This window comes from Rhizobium sp. NPDC090279 (assembly GCF_044769665.1).
In the GTDB taxonomy this organism is placed as follows: domain Bacteria; phylum Pseudomonadota; class Alphaproteobacteria; order Rhizobiales; family Rhizobiaceae; genus Rhizobium.
Window position 1 is genome coordinate 165,622 of the sequence record NZ_JBIVYI010000006.1, and the last position, 17,360, is coordinate 182,981.

Sequence of the window (17,360 nt, forward strand, 5' to 3'; positions counted from 1 at the left end):
TCTCGACATCATTCGGGATGCCAGAAGCAGGTATAGATCTCCGCCATGCAGGCGCGGATTTCCCGGCCGGCAGTCGAATCCGGAGTCACATGACCATAGAGGCTGAACTCCGCGTCGCGCGCACGAATGTAATATCTTAAGGCCGCCTCGATATCCCGCATGGCCTTGTACAGATGCGCCGTCTGGATCTCGACGTCGATGACCGACGCCGCATCGAGGTTCTGCGCATGTCTGCGATAGACATCATAGAGCTGCAATGCTTCATCGAAATCGCCGGCTTCCTTCGTCACATTCGCATAGACGGCAATCAGGTCGATTTCGCCATCCGTGTCCACCAGATCGCGCAGTAAGGCGCGCGCCTGAGGCCAGCGCCTCGATTGGACCAATTCCATGGCGCTTTGACGCTTGCGTTCTACATCCACGCGCGAAAACCGAAGGCGCGCCGACTCCAGATGGCCGGCTATATCGACATCACCAGGCGCAAGCGCGTGAGCGCGCTCGTACCATTGAAGCGCGGCTTCCGGCTCATTCATCCTGTTGTAGAGGTGGCCGAGCTGCAGGTGAATGTCGATATCGTCGGGTTCTTCCTCGAGGAAGTGCCGATAAGCCTCCAGCGCGGCCTCGAAATCACCGTTCTCCTTGCAAGCATGGCCGAGCTGCACGAGCAAGGATATTCGTGCGGGATATTGTTCCACCGCCTGCCGATAATGGAAGGCGGCCGTTGCCCAGTCACGCCGATCACGCGCGGCATCCGCCTCCGCCAGCACGTTGACCGGCGCCCGAGCCTCGCCTGCCCCGTTCGCGTGGCCGACGCGCAGAAGCGTCGATGCAAATCGCAGCTCGCGTCTCATGGCACGCGCCGCATGGAAATGTTTCGCGGGCGCAGCCAGCAATCTTCGAGCGCGCGCTCGTGAATGCGAACGCGCAATTCGATGAAGCGATGCTCCCGCTTGACGGCGACGCATACAGTTCCCGAGAACGAACCGGCCAGGGTTATGGCCTGCAGAAAATCGAGACCGGAATTGGCGACGATCTCGATATCGAGCTTTGCCGTCTGTGGCTGGATGAGGTCGATGTCCAACAGCCAGTCGCCGTCCGCGAAAGTACGCTTCGGGCCTGTGAGCAGCCAGCCCGACTGCACGCTCCAATTGCCGTCGTTGATCTGCAACGGCTGGCGTAACAGTTCGGGACCGATCATCCAGCCGACGCCCTCTACCTCGCGCACGAAAACAACCACCGCCTCGCCGTCAGAATTGACCAGCAACCCGGACGGCGTAATGTTTGCATTGGAGAGATCGGCAGCTTCCCGCCCTTCGCCGTCATTTTCGGGCAACAGCGTATCCCAATAGGCGGTCTGTCCATCCCGGCGTGCGATGGCGACGATCCGCTTCACGACGGCGGTTCGCGTAAGAACGCCGCGCCTGAGATCGAACTCGAGCCCCAAACGCTCGGCCGATGTCGGATCGCGTCCGCAAATCCGCGAGAAGGCATAACGCAGGAACGCTGCATCATCCTCCCGTGCGAAACGGACGAAATTCTCCACCATGGCGAATTGGTCCGGTTCCCGGCGCAGCGCATGCACACCGGAAAGGCCGCTCAGCGACGACGGGACGGGACGACGGGCCTTCAGCGCATCAACCACGCGCAGGCGATTGGTGCCGCCGCGAATGGCATTCGCAAGCGAAAGACGATCGTCCGCGGTCAGATCGACTTCCGTCAGATCCAATGCCTTCGCCCAGGCATCGACGAAGGATTCCGCCGGCAGGGAGAACACGTCTTTCGGCAGGACGCTCAAGGGTTGTCTATGCAACTCGGCGATGGTCAATATTGCCCCCCAACATCTTTTCGATGGCTGTGACATGCCGCGCGGCAGTGCGCGGATAGGAATACCAATGTGCCGCCTGGCTGCGATCCCGATCGAACATCGACAGCAAAGGGGGGGTTTGCGCAAGGCTGAGGAGCGCCTCCGCGATGCACTCGATCTCGGTGCTCTTGACGACATGGCTGATCGGCCAGAGATCGCGCAGGACCGGCGAGCGAGAGCACAGCAGCGGACGGTTCACGCTCATTGCGATGCGCGCCGCGCCGGTCGCCGTTTCGGTCGAATGGCCATAGAGGAACGACAGCAGATCGCAGGTCATCAATTCGCGACGCAACTCTCCTTCGGAAATGAAATCGAAACGCGCCGTAACCTTGTCGGAGATACCCAGATATTCGATCAGATTTTCGATCGTGGCGCGCGTTGCCCGCGATTCATCGTTCGGGACCATGCAGTTGAACAGCTTGAGGCGAAGTCCCGGCTCGTAGTTCAATGCTTCCGCGAAGGCCAATACGAGGCGGTCGATATTCTTGTGAGGCATCAGGAACCCAAAGGAGCCGATGGTAAAATGCGAGGGGTCGGGAGCCGGAGCATCTTCCGGCGTGGAGAGAACACCATGCGGCATGACGATCGGGTTCGGATGCCCGGCCGCCGAAAGTGCCGCGGCGTCCTCTGCCGAATGGACGAAGACCATGTCGAACGCTCGGGTCCAGTCCAGTGTCCCGCCGCGCAGCGCCTCTTTCACGCTATGCATGGTCAGCACGCGCAACCGGTGACCGGTAGCGGCAATGGGCTGGACCAGCAGCTCCATGTCCGGTGTTGAAAAATGCCCCGGATGGTGTTGCATCCACAGAACGTCGCCACGTCCCTGCTCAAGCCGCCCGGCCAGGCGCTTGAGCGAAGCGAGATCATAGCCCCACAGCCGCGACATGCTGCGTGGTATGGTCTCGATCGCGTCTGAAGGCGCTTCCGGCAATGCGTCGTCCATGATCCGCCGTGCAAAGATGTGATCGACCCTGCCTTCGAATGCGGGCGTGCCATAAAGATGCTGCGAATAGGTGGCGATGCCGCATTGTTGCTGCCAGGAGGAAATGAGATCGATCGTCCAATCCCGCCGCGTTTCGGCGGCTGCGGGAACAGACTTGGCAAGGGCTGAGAGCGTGCGGATGGCAACGGACCGCCAGCTGAAATGCGCTTTCAGCAATGATTTGGCCTTCTCTGTTCGGCTGCGGGCCTCTTCGGGGCGATCGAGCACCGCGCGCATCTGCATTCCCAGGTGCTCCACCGAGGGCTCCGCCCACAGGCTATGGGAACCCGCCACATGCGCCTGTGATGCCGACATGTGGCAATCGACCAGCCAGGCCGTGCTGGGGCGGCAGAAATCGAGCTGACCGCTGTAGTTGGTGGTGACGACCGGAACGTCGAGCAGCATCGCTTCCGCCAACGGCAAGCCGAAACCTTCGCCCCTGCTTGGCGCCACCAGCATCGCCGCCGAACGATAGAGCGCCCGGAGCCTGCCTGGATCATAGTGCTGGTCGATGACGGTGATGGGGGGTGCATCGGTGAGCCTGCCGCGCCTTTCGGCAAGAACCGACGCCAGGATGTTGTTCGGATTCGGGAAAGTCTTGATGACCAGTTCGACCTGATCATCCGCGCGGAAGCTGCGCAGGAATGCATCGATCAGGACATCGACACCCTTGCGCGGAAAACAGGACGACACATGCAGAATGCGCCGGCGTCCGCTCTCGGGCAGCGGGTTCGGCACATCATCAGCGATAGCCGCGAGATGATCGCAGCCGTTTCCGGTGACTTCGACCGGTATCGCAATCCCGGAACGCTCGAAACTGTCATGGACGAAGTTGGAAATCACCGTGACAAGGTCAAGATCGCAATTGAAACGATCCACCAGATATTGCGGGAATTCGAGCTCCTCCCAGGCAAACGCCACATAGGCGTTCTGGCGGCCGACCATATCGTGGGTCACCGGCGGCCAGGTGTTCCGCAGATGGACGTCGAATGTCTCGTTGAATGGATAGTCATCGCGCATGTGGCGCATGATATTCGTGGCTGCCGCGAGGTTTGCATCGCCTTGCCAGTCGTCCTCGGCCGTATGACAGGTGAGATTGATGCCCAGATCGATCAGCGCCTGCGCAAGGTGGCGATTGACGATCGCCAGGCTGTAGTCGCCTTTGAACACGCCGTCGAAGAAAACTGACTTGCCGGCAAACTTCTCGATCAGGGATCGCTCGTCGACGCGACCCGCATCGAGTGCGTAAGGCGAAGCAGCATCGTCATGGCGCATTCATGGCTCCCAGGCACCGGGGACAGACAAATGGGCGTTAGCGAAGCGCGCGAACTCGCAGCCGTATCATCAATCGGATAACAAAAACGCAGTCTCGCACTAACGTCGGTTTCAGTACGGGCGGCCGTCGCCGCCCGTACTGGATGCTTGGCACCTATGTCAGGATGCCTCGGCTTCCCGCACGAAATAGCCCATTTCCTCCGCGCGCCTTTCAAGCGATGCACGGGCCTGTTCGAGCACCTTGCCCGCATAGACCGGCGGATAGCACCAGTCGTTCCAGGTGCGTGTTGCCGCGTTTGCGAAAGAACCGAACCGCAGGACACCTGGTTCAAGGAAAGACATGCGCCCGCCGAGGTCGAGATAGGTCTCGGTCTGCGACCCCTCGGCCAGGATGATGGAATGCTGTTCCAGCTCGATGTGATAATATTCGAATGGCACCAGCGTCGCTTCCTGGGTAATTGTCGTTCCGTTGATGAGGAACTTGGCCGGAATCAGCGACTCCTCCAGGAACATGCAGTGGTCGGGAGAGACATAGAGATCGCGGGAAGGAACATTCTCGGCAATTGCGCCCGCCTGAATTCGGACCGGCAGCGTGTCACGCGGCCTGTCGATCGACTTCGGATCGATCCGGCGCCGACCGACCCATTTGATGTCCGCCACGCCGTTATGGGTGACCACGAGATCGCCGACCCGCAAATCCTCGACCGGGATATCGCCTTCCGGTGTCCGGATGAGTGTGCCGCGCAGGAAGCAGCTCGTGAATGTGAGCGTGTTCGTGGCTGCATCGAAGCTGTAGGTCACGCCTGCCGGAATGGTGTAGGAACCCAAGGTGGTTGGCAGTCCCAGCAGTCCGGGACCGGTAAAGGTTACGGTGTTACCTACCTGGCTCACGCTGGTCGAGCCAGCCACTTCGATTCTGTCGCCGCTCTGGACATTGAGAACATTCGGCGGCGTCGACAGGTTCAAGTTGATGCCACCGGGATTGTAGACAAACAGGCCGGTTCCGTTGGCACTGGCGAAATCGACGGTGACGCCGTTCAACAGGCCGATGTTGAGCGTGCTAGCATCGACCGTGATGCTCGACCCCGCGCCGATCCCATAGGTATAGGTCGAACCAGCTGCGATATTTGCAAGGCTGGCGTTGATCGTGACGTTCGCGCCGTTGACGGCGTCGATCGTCGTGCTTGAGATTGCACCTGTGCCAACCAGATTGCTGATATTGACGTTCACGCCATCGACAATAACCGTACCGTTGGAAACCAGATTGAGCTGGATCGTATCTGCCGATGTGCCAGCGTTGCTGCTATTGATCGTGGTCGTGCCGTTATTAACGAGATTGATGCCAATCAAAGCCATGTTATTATCCTCTCCATTAGATTAACACGTTGTTTTTCAAGGCAAACGTTGTTGTCAGAACTTGTAGTTCAGACCCACCCGAATGGCATGGAAGTCGAGGCTGGCTTTGGAGTTCAGCGTGTCCCCACCCACGGTGCTGCTGCCGAAATCGACATACTGATATTCGAGTTTCGCCGTCACATGATCGCTGAAGGCGTGTTCGATACCAGCGCCTACTGTCCAGCCGGCCTTGGTCTTGTCGTCGTCGAAACCGGCGGCGCCGAATCCGCCTTCGTACTTGACGTGGCCATAAGCGAAACCGCCGGTGCCATAGAACAAGGTATTGTCATAGGCATAACCGATGCGGGGACGGACGGTGCCGTACCAGTCGATCTTCGAAGAGGCGCTCGCTATGCCGTTTGTAAAGGAGTCGCTGATGTCAGCACCTTGGAAATCAGCTTCGAGGCCGACCACCCAGTTGGGGTCGAACTGATAGTTGTAGCCGACCTGGGCACCTCCGAGAAAGCCGGACCCCTCAAGCTTCCCGAATCTCCCCAGATAGTCCCCGCGGGAATGGAAGCCGACTTCATCGTTGCCACCGAAGCCGTAGCCTGCGTTCACACCGACGTAAAAACCTGTCCACGAAAACACCGGTGCCGTTTCCACCGGAGCTTGCGGCGGAGTCGAGACTGACAGGTCTGCCGCATACCCCACGCTTGCCGCCACCACTGCCGTCAGGAAAACGCTAGATCCCAAAAACTTGCGCATTCGAAAGCTCTCCTCGAAGAAATTCACGAGATTCAACATGTAACTTGTGAAAGTTCACGTTGGAGCCATAATATAGACGCGATTAAGGCTGTAAATACGCAATCTCTAATAAATATTTCGAGAATATAAGCTTTATTTGTATAATCCTGTCGCAATATGTATTGAGAACATACTGATTCTATACTTTGAAAACCTTGGAAAGCGCGTAACTCACGTCTATAGAAAATTCACACTGGAATGGAACGACGCGAGATCGCCGCGTGCCTGGGATGTGGAATATATGCGAAGCGGCCATCGCACTGTCCCGGCGTCATAGAAGGCCGCCAGCCGCAAGATCTTCCGAGTGACGCAATCAGATACGCCATGTCGCTTTCGATATAGACAGGCAAACCGCCGTTCTGCAGGCTTCTGCCGCTACTGCAGGTATCTATCTGCTGCGCTGGGAGGCTTGACGGGGCGGACCCTCGAAGGACCGTCAGGTCTCCCAACTACGCTAAACCTTCCACCAATTGCATAGGAGAAAAGAGCCGACGGCGAAGCGGGGCATGCCTGCTTGCTTCAAGTTGTGGCAATCTCCGCGATAGGATTCAAAAGACGAGAACAAAGATCGTCTGACCGCTGTAGCATTAAGAAACAACCGACGTGCCGGCGTTAGGCATTAGCTTACTTTGAAACCGGCTTTCCATCGCCGGGCGCAATCGGACCTCTTCCGTCGCTTTCCGTATGGACGATGTGGCAGTGGCAGGCCACATCTTTGGAACTATCGCAACCGCCAATTTGCGATGGTCGGGAGGCCCGATCGCCTTGCTTCAAGTACCGGTCGGGCCTCCTCGCTTACGCCAAGCATGCTCCATCATCCCGCTGCCTCTTCGGTAGCGGATCAATGGACCCGCGGGCAAGCTGCGCAAGCCGCATATTTCGATCGTCTCAGGGGATTACGCGCAGACCGGCCGCTACGGCTGCATTGACGAAGGCCGATCGAACCTGTTCGGGTGAGGCCCTGCCCTTGACGCCGTCAATGCAGGCCTGCAACGCCTCCTCGAAGGCATCTCCGTAGCGTATCGGCCATTTCGTCGTCAGATATTCGACGGCCTGCGCGACAGAACCGACGATCTGAACCTCGTCTTCATCCTGCAGCGCGATCCCAACAGCCGCGAACACAAGCCCTCCGGCGTCGTTCGACGGGTCGGCAGGCAATCCTTGATCTTGACCATTGGCTGTTTCAGATTTCGCGCGTCGTCGCCATGTCACCAGCTTGGCCAGCAATCCCATATCGCGCGCGATCTCATCGGGTGCTAGGACCGTCCCCGCCTCGGTGGCCGAACAGCCTGGGTCGCTTTCGCTCGCCTCTGGTGACTCAGGCGGCAATGCCATGCGGCGATCCGCGTTCGTCGAGGGATTAGGAACCTCAAGGGGAATCGAACCAAGAAGCTGTACACCGCTATCCGGGTCGGCTCCAAAACTCTTATCATTTTGCCCCATGCCAAAATATCCCAATAAGCGTCTTGAAACCCGCCCCACCACAGGTCTGCAAAGTCGCAACATGCCGCATCGAAAAAGTACTATTAATCAAAAAAGGCAATTGACGTAGCGAGATTAAAACTTTGAAACAAGTTTGACCAGTATCGCGACAACAGAAAGCGAAAATACTTCAAAAGCCACATCGAGTTTGGCTTATTTTTATTGTATAATTACGCCAGTTTTCGCTTAAAAGGCCGACAGAGGACATGATCGTCGAAGTTGTACTCTATCGACGCGGCGGTAAAATCTGATTGTCGAGAGTTGCAAGCCGCGCTTTGAAATCCGCTGAGCTAACTAGAATTGCCTTCAGTCGCAATCTTGAACACCCAGAGCCAGTGCAGTGGGGCTGCAACGACGGCTGGTCCAAACAAATTTAGGGCAGACAAATACGCAAAGCGACATGACGCGCGCTTCGATTGCAATGAACAATATGCAAATCCCGTGTGGCGACCGGGACCAAGATTAAAGGGGCGCACCGAAGTGCGCCGCTTGTTCAGACGATGAAGAAAGTCGAGGGCGGAACCTGCAGCGCGGTGGCAATGCGGCGAAGCTTCGCCGGATCGGCCTCTGCACCGGCCTCGATTTCAACGATCTCCTCGCTGGTGAGGCCACAGGTCTCGGAGAGATCGTCAACGGTGTAACCGATGGCTTCACGCGCCTGCCGTACGGCAGCAGCGATCTCGCCATGGGGAACTGTGGAAACCTTTGAACTATCGATATTGTTCGGAGTAATGGACATGAAATTTCTCCTTCCAACGTCCGCCGGCCAATTCGTTGCCGGGTGAAGGCAGCTATTGCAGCCATGAGGCATATCGGCCTAAACAGACGCGGCCGAACGCTGGGTCAATATAGGCATCAATGCGGCAAGGGCAAGCGCGGAAGCGCATAGCTGCCAATCGCCTGGCTCTCGGCTTGTGTCGCTTTTTAATATTGGGTGATGCAAGCGCACGTCACGGTTACAAAAATGCCAAGCGTTGCTGCGATTCCGTTTTCGCGATCCTTCATCTCAGCGAAACCCTGAAATGCCGAGGAAGCCTAGATACCGACGGAGGCTACTTCTTGCCCCTCGCCTTGCGCACCTTCCGCTCGGCCGCAAGCAGAAGACCTTTGAGTTCCGGCTCGCGCACACGATTGGCTGCCTCGATGAAGGAAACCCATTCGATGCGGCGCTGGCCTCGTTCCGGAAAATCCTGGAACATCTGGTCGACCTCCAGGAGATGCAGTTCGACGATACAGGGAACACGGCTGCCGTCGGCAAGCTGCTTCAGATAGGTAAAGTAGCCGAAGGGCTTTTTCTTCACCTTGCCACGCACGCCGGCCTCTTCATAGGCTTCTATGGCAGCGACCTCATGCGGCTTCTTGCCCTTGATCGGCCAGCCTTTGGGCACGACCCATCGGCCGCTTTCCCGGCTCGTGACGACAAGCATCTCGGCATCGTCGCATTCGCGCGTCTTCCTGTAGCAGATAGCGGCATATTGTTCGTGGACGCGGCCATGAAGCAAGTCATCGGTATAAGATGCGAGCTCGGACAGAAAACTCTCCGAGCGCCTCAAGGCCTTTTGCTGCGCTGACAGTGAAGAACCCATGCGCAGCTACTCGCAACACGGTTGATCGACGCCAATGGACCCTGGAGCAGACCGGCCTGCGCTCACAAAAATCGTCTGTGACACGCTGCCTCCTATTCCGCCCACGGCTCCGCCGAACTTCACAACTGTCAGTATGATGCTGTGAGCCGTTGCGGTGACAGTTTTATGAAGGTGGCTGTTGATGAGGGTGGATGGGCGGGCGGCGGCGGGCCGCTCAAAACTATGATTGCATGGCGCTGAAACCGAAAACGGCCCCCAGAGGAGGCCGTTTCACGCTCTGGAGGATGAGAGGAAATTTACTCGGCCGCCTGCAACGCAGGCACCTCGATTTCTTCGCTCAATTGCCCCGCCATGGCGGCGGCAAATTTGGTCTGATCGAGCTCGTTTTCCCAGCGGGCAACCACAATGGTGGCGACCGCGTTGCCGACAAAGTTCGTCAGCGCGCGGCACTCCGACATGAAGCGGTCGATGCCGAGGATCAGCGCCATGCCGGCGATCGGAACAGAGGGCACGACGGCAAGGGTCGCGGCAAGCGTGATGAAGCCTGCACCGGTAATGCCGGCCGCACCCTTGGAGCTCAGCATGGCCACGAGCAGCAGCAGGATCTGGTCACCAAGCGCCAGCGGCGTGTCGGTCGCCTGCGCAATGAAGAGGGCCGCCAGCGTCATGTAGATGTTGGTGCCGTCGAGGTTGAAGGAATAGCCGGTGGGGATGACGAGACCGACGACGGAACGCTTGCAGCCTGCGCGTTCCATCTTGTTCATCAGGCCTGGCAGTGCGGCTTCCGAGGAAGATGTGCCGAGCACCAGCAACAATTCTTCCTTGATGTAGCGGATCAGTGCCAGGATCGAGAAGCCGTTGTAGCGGGCAACAGCGCCGAGCACGACGAGCACGAAAAAGATGGAGGTCAGATAGAAAGTACCGATCAGGAACGCCAGGTTGGCGATCGTGCCGATGCCGTATTTGCCGATCGTGAAGGCCATGGCGCCGAAGGCGCCGATGGGAGCGAACTTCATCAGCAGCGCAACCATGCGGAAGATCGGCGTGGTCAGTGCCTGCAGGAAGTCCGTAACCGGACGGCCGCGTTCGCCGGCGGCGCCAAGCGCGATGCCGAAGACCACCGAGAAGAACAGCACCTGGAGAATATCGCCCTTGGCGAAGGCGCCGACGATCGTATCCGGAATGATATTCATCAGGAAGCCGATGACGGAGGCGTCATGAGCCTGAGCCGCGTAATTGGTGACGGCCTTCGTGTCCAGCGTCGCCGGATTGATGTGCATGCCAGCGCCCGGCTGCACGACGTTGGCGACGATCAGGCCGACGATCAGCGCCAGCGTCGAGAAGGTCAGGAAGTAGATGAACGCCTTGCCGACGACGCGGCCGAATTTCTTCAGGTCCGACATGCCGGCGATGCCGGTCGCAACCGTGAGGAAGATCACCGGCGCAATGACCATGCGCACCAGCTTGATGAAGGCATCGCCGAGCGGCTGCAACGATGTGCCGAGCTGCGGATAATAGTGGCCAAGCAGGATGCCGGCGGCGATGGCGGTGAGAACCTGCACGTAGAGGTGCCGGTAGAAGGGAAGTTTGGCGCGCGTTTCCGCAGCGACGATGGGAGCAATCATGATGTCCTCCGTTAAGCCCAACCGATCTCTCGGCCCTCCGGGCGACGACTAGAATTCAACAGCCTCCGACTGTTCCGTTTTTCTTAGCAATGGCCGTGCCAGATGGATGCCTTGATTTTAACACATTGCTTTTGTTGGATTTTAATTTGCGGTCCCGATCAAGAAACATCCGCATGTGCGATAATCCGCACAGATCGAATTGCGGCGCGCGCGAAATCATGCACAATACAACAATGCTGCAGCGCCCGGCCAACGAACGACTTCCAACGCCCGAGCAACTGGGCCGGCGCTCCCGCCGGGTCTGGTTCGTTTTCGCGTTTCTAAGCGCAGCGATCATTGCCGCCGGCCTCTATGGCGCGAATTTCTATGGCCGCCTCTCGGCCATTGAGACGCTGCAACGGCAAGGGCACACGGATGCAAATCTCAAGGTTGCGCTCCTGCGGGCCGTCCTCGAGCGCCCCCGCGCCTTGCCTCTCCTGCTGGCCGACGACCAACAGGTGCGGGATGCCCTCGCCGACCAGCGCAACGACGATATCGTCGCGCTGGACCGCAAGCTCGAAAGCCTTGTTTCCGGCACCAGTGCATCCGTGCTCTACGTCACCGGCAAGGATGGCGTTGCCATGGCCTCCAGCAACTGGCGGGAGCCCTTAAGCTTCGTCGGCAACGACTACTCCTTCCGCGATTACTTCCGCAAAGCCATGGAAACGGGAACCGCCGAGCATTATGCGCTCGGCACGGTCAGCAATCGCCCCGGCCTCTACATTTCGCGCCGCGTCGGCGATGCCGGTTCTGCCCTTGGTGTCGTCGTGGTGAAGATGGAGTTCGATCAGCTGGAGGCCGACTGGAGCGAGACCGGCCGCCCCGCTTATGTGATCGATGAACGCGGCGTCGTGCTCATCACCAGCCTGCCCTCTTGGCGTTTCATGACGACGTCGCCCCTCTCGCAGGAGGAGGCGGCCACCATTCGCAAAAGCTTGCAGTTCGGTGCGGCCCCCCTCTCACCGCTACCGATCGGCCGCCCCGAGAAGGTGGGCCCAGATGCGACCATCGTGCGCGCCGTGCTGCCCGGAAGCAGTGCCGCCGAATACTTGCGGCTGACGACCGCAATTCCCTCGACGCCCTGGCAGCTTGGCTATCTGATCCCGACCGACCAGGCGATCGCCTCCTCCGTGCGTGAGACGCGCTTCCTCACCTTGACCGTGCTGCTGCCGATCCTTGCCTTTGCCGCCTTCCTGCTACGCCGCCGCGATGTCTCCGCCATGCAGATCGCCGTCAGCAGGATCGCGCGCGAAGAGCTGGAACGCCGCGTTCTTGAGCGCACCGAGGATCTGAGCCAGGCCCGCGACCGGTTGGAGGCAGAAATTGCCGATCACCGGGAGACCGAGGCCAAGCTGCAGGGCGTGCAACAGGATCTCGTGCAGGCCAATCGCCTTGCCATTCTTGGCCAGGTCGCCGCCGGCGTCGCCCATGAGATCAATCAGCCGGTCGCCACAATCCGTGCCTATGCGGAAAATGCGCATGTCTTTCTCGACAGGCAGCAAACGGAGCCGGTCAAGGAGAACCTGTCGGCGATCGCGGCGCTGACGGAGCGCATCGGCACGATCACGGAAGAATTGAAGGCCTTTGCCCGCAAGGGAAGGACGGCACCGGAGCCGGTTGACCTCAGAAGCGTGATCGAGGGAGCCGTCATCTTGCTCCGGAGCCGCTTTGCCGGCCGCCTGGATGCGCTGAGGATCGAGTTGCCGCCAACGGGGCTCAGCGTGGTCGGCACCCGCATCCGATTGGAACAGGTGCTCATCAACCTCTTTCAAAATGCCTTGGAGGCGCTGGAAAGCTACGACCAGGCAAGAGTCGAGGTGTCGGTGCGCGAGACTTCGGATGAAGTCGAGATCGTGGTTTCGGACAATGGGCCCGGCATTCCGGCAGCGATTCTCGACTCGCTGTTTACCCCCTTCAACACATCCAAGGAAAAGGGCCTCGGTCTCGGGCTCGTCATTTCCAAAGATATCGTCGTCGATTATGGCGGCCGGATCGATGTTGAGAGCAACGGCAGCGGCACACGCTTCACCGTCCATTTGCGCAAGGCCACACCATGAATGAGAGCTCCCCCGTCTTCCTCATCGATGATGACAAGGATCTGTTGAGGGCGACGAAACAAACGCTTGAACTGGCGGGCTTTGCCGTCTCCGCTTTTTCTGCCGCAGGCGAAGCGCTCCAGGTTCTGGACGCGGATTTTGCCGGTGTCATCGTCTCCGATATCCGCATGCCGCAGATGGATGGGCAACAGCTCTTTGCCCGCATCAAGGCGCTCGATGCCGACCTGCCGGTCATTCTGGTGACGGGCCATGGCGATATTCCGATGGCGGTGCAGGCAATTCAGGACGGGGCCTATGATTTCATCGCCAAGCCCTTCGCCACGGACCGGCTGGTACAGAGCGTGCGACGCGCGGCCGAGAAGCGATGGCTTGTGCTGGAAAACCGGGCGCTGCGACGGGCCGCCGAACAGGCGCAGGGCGACCTGCCATTGATTGGCCAGACCCCGGCGATCGAGCGCCTGCGCCATACGCTGCGGCAGATCGCCGATACGGATGTCGACGTGCTGGTGACGGGCGAGACCGGCAGCGGCAAGGAAGTGGTAGCCAGCCTGCTGCATCGCTGGAGCCGACGCGCAAAAGGCAACTTCGTCGCTCTGAACTGTGGCGCCCTGCCCGAAACCGTGATCGAAAGCGAGCTGTTCGGCCATGAGCCGGGCGCATTCACCGGCGCGCAGAAGAAGCGCATCGGACGCATCGAGCATTCAAGCGCCGGCACGCTGTTTCTCGACGAGATCGAAAGCATGCCGCCCGCCATTCAGGTGCAGATGCTGCGCGTGCTGGAAATGCGCGAGGTGACGCCACTCGGCACCAATGAGGTCCGCCCTGTCGACCTTCGCGTCGTCGCGGCGGCGAAGGTCGATCTCGGCGATCCCCGCCAGCGCGGCGACTTTCGCGAAGATCTCTATTATCGGCTCAACGTGGTGACGCTTTCCATTCCCCCGCTGCGCGAGCGGCGCGATGACATTCCTCTGCTCTTCAGCCATTTCGCCGACCGCGCCGCCGGACGCTTTAAGCGCGACGTGCCAGCCATACCGACGACGGTGCGCCTTCATCTGCAACAGCACGATTGGCCGGGAAACGTTCGCGAGCTCTCGCATTTCGCGGAGCGATTCGTGCTCGGTCTTGAATCGGCGGCCGTGCCGAGACCCGACGAAAAGCTCACAGTGGATGAGGGCTTGCCGTTGCCCGCCAGGGTCGAGCGTTACGAAGCCGAACTCATCCGCGAAACCCTGTCGCAGAACAATGGCGACGTGCGCCGCACCATCGAAGCGCTGGGCATTCCCAGAAAGACCTTTTACGACAAGCTCCAGCGACACGGCATCGTCAGAGGCGATTTTGCGGGCTTCGACGGGGACGAACGCCGGGGTTCATGACCCGCTACCATGAGGAAAGCCATGTCGCATGAAAGCGTGCAGCGGTTTTGCGCGGCTCGCTTCAGGCGCTGCGGCGTATCTCTTCGGCATTGGAGGCGCCCCTTTGCCGGCCTGCGGCTTCGGCAGTGCGATCCAGAACCGTCATCGCCTGTGCGATCAGCACCGCAAGCGCCTCTTCGCTCTTGCAAGCCCTAACGACCAGCGGCGCACTCAGGCAAATTCTAAGGGCGCTGGCGGGCACATCGCCAAAATCGGCGCAGCGAACGGGCTGTCCAAGGCGCACCGACGCGGCCTCGGCACCCTCAACCGCCAAATCCTTGTAGGCGGCCGCCATCTCAGTTGCCGTCAGCATGGCGCCATCGCCGAGATTGCGCAGGTAGAACGAAAATATGGAGGGAATCTCATCCCAGCGAGAGACCGATGACGCACCCGATAGCTCGCGCCGGTCCAATGGCCGGCTCTGCAATGGTTCGAAGACCGGATCGCTGGCAAAGCGATGAGAGACTGCTTCCGCAAAGGCAGACAAAACAGCTATCACGCGGTCTTCGGGAATGCCGACAAAGCGTTCGAGCTCGAACAAGGCAGCTTTCCAGCGCAGCAGCAGGCCGAGATTGGCGCGTTCCGACAAAATGTCGCGAGCGGCCCAGCCTTCGGGCCATTCGGCCTTCCCGCAATAGTCAGCCAAGGCAGCAGGCAGGGCGCGTCGCTTGAAGCGCTCCGACATTTGCAGCGGGCACAGAAGAGCACCGCTGAAAATCGGCCCGGCCAGGAATTTCGAACCCGTGACCGCGACCATAAAACCATGCGCGAGGTAGGCGCGGATCGTCGCCGCAGACAGACGAAACTGGCAGGCATCGATCATGATATCCAGTACGGTGCCGAATCGCTCTTTCAGACGCATGACGGTCCCAAGGCTCGGCGCCAGCAAGCTGGTCTTCGAGACATCCGTTACCACGAGCAGGCATCTGAGGCCGGCTGCGCGGGCAAGCTCGATGAGGCCACGCAACTCCTCTTCCACCTCACTGTCGGCGCGAAGCGAACCATCCTTGTTGCGCACAGCAATGGTGGTATTGCGCGTCGCGTCCCCCGGCCGCAATTCCTCGCCCTTGGCGACGGTCTGCTCGCTGCTGACGCGGCTCATGAAATGCCGGCCGGCCGACGCCGTCATGACACCGCTGCCCGTCTCGTTCCCCATCAGCGTGATGGTCATCAGGGACCGCTCGTCCTCACCCGCCAACAGTGCTGCCGAAAAGAGATGGATGTCGGTGCCCGATGTGGCGAGGATCGCATCCACCCGTGGCTGCGATGTCTGGTTCAGGCCGAGCAGGCGCAACAGATCATCGCGCACGCGAGCGATCTCGCGGTCATAGACAGCCGTGGCAGGGCCAGCTTCCATATCCCGCACCAGGCCGGCGTAATAGGATTCAACGGCGGCGAAGGCGCCGGCGGAGATGGTGGAGGCCGTCGACGAGCCGAAAGCGAGATCTCCGGGCCGGGGCACAGGGCCATAGCCATACATGTTCAATCCGCTCATGGGATCGCAATCCAGCCGTTCGTCGCCACCCGAAACCAGATGTTTCAGGAGCGCCTCCCTCGCCTCGCTCTGTTGCTGCGACAACGCGCCCGCGGTCACGTTCTCATCCAGGGCTCGGTCGTCAGCAATCTGCTGCATGGAGAAGCATTCCTCTTTCCCCAAAATCGAAACGCTTCGCAGGATCGCGCCGCGTTCTACGCCGAGTGGGGGACCCTCGGCAGCCGAACATTACGCTTCGCAAGGTGGAGCGAGGCTGACTTGCCGAGACCCGCCGGCATCGATACCGAACATAAAAAACTCGCGGTCCGGAGGGCCGCGAGTTCGTTTGGCGCAAAAGAGAATTCTAAGATCAGCCGGCGGCTTCGACTTTGTCCTGCGTCTTCGTATCGAAATCGCTGGCGTCATGGCGCTCGCGCAGCTGCTCGGACGGATCGCCCGACATGCGGTTGACCATGCGGCCGCGCTTGACGGTTGGCCGGGAGTAGATCTGCTCGGCCCAACGCTGGACGTTCTTATAGTCCTGCACCTGCAGGAATTCAGCCGCGCCATACTGCCAGCCTTTGGCGAGACCGCCGTACCAGGGCCAGATTGCGATGTCGGCGATCGTATAGTCGCTGCCGGCAATATATTCGCTCTCGGCCAGACGACGGTCGAGCACGTCGAGCTCGCGCTTCACTTCCATGGCGAAGCGATCGATCGCATATTCGATCTTCGTCGGGGCGTAGGCGTAGAAATGACCGAAGCCGCCGCCGAGATAGGGCGCGCTGCCCATCTGCCAGAACAGCCATGACAGGCATTCGGCGCGGGCGGGCTGTTCGGTCGGCAGGAAGGCGCCGAATTTTTCGGCGAGATACATCAGGATCGAGGCCGATTCGAAGACGCGCACCGGCTTCGGGCCGCTGCGGTCGAGCAGTGCCGGGATCTTCGAATTCGGATTGACGTCGACGAAACCGCTGCCGAACTGATCGCCATCGCCGATCTTGATCAGCCAGGCATCATATTCCGCGCCGCCATGGCCAAGCGCCAGCAGCTCTTCGAGCATGATGGTGACCTTGACGCCATTCGGCGTTCCCAGCGAATAGAGCTGGAGGGGATGGCGTCCCACAGGCAGTTCCTTGTCGTGGGTTGGACCGGCGATCGGACGGTTGATATTGGCGAACTGGCCGCCATTGGCCTTGTTCCAGGTCCAGATTTTCGGCGGCGTGTATTCGGCAGAACCGGTCATGGGCATCCTCCTTTTCGGGAATCAAGTTTGGGGGCGATTTTCGATGTAGCGCGCTACATAGGTCGCACATAGTGGCCGCAGTTCATTTTTGCGAGAGGAGATTGCGCACTCTTTAACGCGCTGGCGCCGTTTGGCGCTCGTGCCGCTTGCCTGAGCTGCGGTCACTACGCCAAATT

The 17,360-nt window shown here is 59.8% G+C and carries 13 protein-coding genes; 2 read left to right on the forward strand and 11 right to left on the reverse strand.

Going from position 1 to position 17,360, the window contains the following annotated elements; genetic code table 11:
- Window positions 1-8: 8 nt before the first annotated feature.
- The 9 genes from ACIQWP_RS16540 to ACIQWP_RS16580 all read right to left on the reverse strand — a co-directional run bounded on the left by ACIQWP_RS16540 (window position 9) and on the right by ACIQWP_RS16580 (window position 10,956).
- Window positions 9-851: a tetratricopeptide repeat protein gene (locus ACIQWP_RS16540; protein ID WP_402789048.1), complete on the reverse strand. Its 843-nt coding sequence runs from the start codon at window positions 849-851 to the stop codon at window positions 9-11.
- Window positions 848-1,825, reverse strand: coding sequence for a hypothetical protein (locus ACIQWP_RS16545; RefSeq protein WP_402789050.1), 978 nt, complete (start codon window positions 1,823-1,825; stop codon window positions 848-850). The genes ACIQWP_RS16540 and ACIQWP_RS16545 overlap by 4 nt, the downstream gene beginning before the upstream one ends.
- On the reverse strand, window positions 1,803-4,121 hold the full coding sequence (locus ACIQWP_RS16550) for a glycosyltransferase family 4 protein (protein ID WP_402789052.1): 2,319 nt from the start codon (window positions 4,119-4,121) through the stop codon (window positions 1,803-1,805). Before ACIQWP_RS16550 ends, ACIQWP_RS16545 begins: the two co-directional genes overlap by 23 nt.
- Before the next feature lie 159 nt (window positions 4,122-4,280).
- A complete protein-coding gene (locus tag ACIQWP_RS16555; protein ID WP_402789054.1) occupies window positions 4,281-5,477 on the reverse strand; it encodes a Hint domain-containing protein in 1,197 nt (398 codons plus the stop codon).
- 54 nt (window positions 5,478-5,531) lie between these two features.
- Window positions 5,532-6,224 carry an outer membrane protein gene (locus tag ACIQWP_RS16560; protein ID WP_402789056.1) on the reverse strand — a complete coding sequence of 231 codons (693 nt, stop codon included), beginning with the start codon at window positions 6,222-6,224 and terminating at the stop codon, window positions 5,532-5,534.
- 927 nt (window positions 6,225-7,151) lie between these two features.
- On the reverse strand, window positions 7,152-7,706 hold the full coding sequence (locus ACIQWP_RS16565; RefSeq protein WP_402789058.1) for a DUF982 domain-containing protein: 555 nt from the start codon (window positions 7,704-7,706) through the stop codon (window positions 7,152-7,154).
- Between the two features lie 532 nt (window positions 7,707-8,238).
- Window positions 8,239-8,484: a helix-turn-helix domain-containing protein gene (locus tag ACIQWP_RS16570; protein ID WP_402789060.1), complete on the reverse strand. Its 246-nt coding sequence runs from the start codon at window positions 8,482-8,484 to the stop codon at window positions 8,239-8,241.
- Window positions 8,485-8,797: 313 nt separating this feature from the next.
- Window positions 8,798-9,331: an NUDIX hydrolase gene (locus ACIQWP_RS16575; RefSeq protein WP_402789062.1), complete on the reverse strand. Its 534-nt coding sequence runs from the start codon at window positions 9,329-9,331 to the stop codon at window positions 8,798-8,800.
- 296 nt (window positions 9,332-9,627) lie between these two features.
- Window positions 9,628-10,956: a dicarboxylate/amino acid:cation symporter gene (locus ACIQWP_RS16580; RefSeq protein ID WP_402789064.1), complete on the reverse strand. Its 1,329-nt coding sequence runs from the start codon at window positions 10,954-10,956 to the stop codon at window positions 9,628-9,630.
- 218 nt (window positions 10,957-11,174) lie between these two features.
- Between ACIQWP_RS16580 and ACIQWP_RS16585 the strand changes: the two genes are divergently transcribed.
- Window positions 11,175-13,052 carry an ATP-binding protein gene (locus ACIQWP_RS16585; protein WP_402789066.1) on the forward strand — a complete coding sequence of 626 codons (1,878 nt, stop codon included), beginning with the start codon at window positions 11,175-11,177 and terminating at the stop codon, window positions 13,050-13,052.
- Window positions 13,049-14,425: a sigma-54-dependent transcriptional regulator gene (locus tag ACIQWP_RS16590; RefSeq protein WP_402789068.1), complete on the forward strand. Its 1,377-nt coding sequence runs from the start codon at window positions 13,049-13,051 to the stop codon at window positions 14,423-14,425. The genes ACIQWP_RS16585 and ACIQWP_RS16590 overlap by 4 nt, the downstream gene beginning before the upstream one ends.
- Window positions 14,426-14,486: 61 nt before the next feature.
- On the opposite strand, the gene ACIQWP_RS16595 is transcribed toward ACIQWP_RS16590, so the two are convergent.
- Window positions 14,487-16,097, reverse strand: a complete 1,611-nt coding sequence (locus tag ACIQWP_RS16595; protein ID WP_402789070.1) for a hypothetical protein — start codon at window positions 16,095-16,097, stop codon at window positions 14,487-14,489.
- Between the two features lie 211 nt (window positions 16,098-16,308).
- Window positions 16,309-17,184 carry a glutathione-dependent disulfide-bond oxidoreductase gene (gene yghU / locus ACIQWP_RS16600; RefSeq protein WP_402789072.1) on the reverse strand — a complete coding sequence of 292 codons (876 nt, stop codon included), beginning with the start codon at window positions 17,182-17,184 and terminating at the stop codon, window positions 16,309-16,311.
- Window positions 17,185-17,360: the final 176 nt, after the last annotated feature.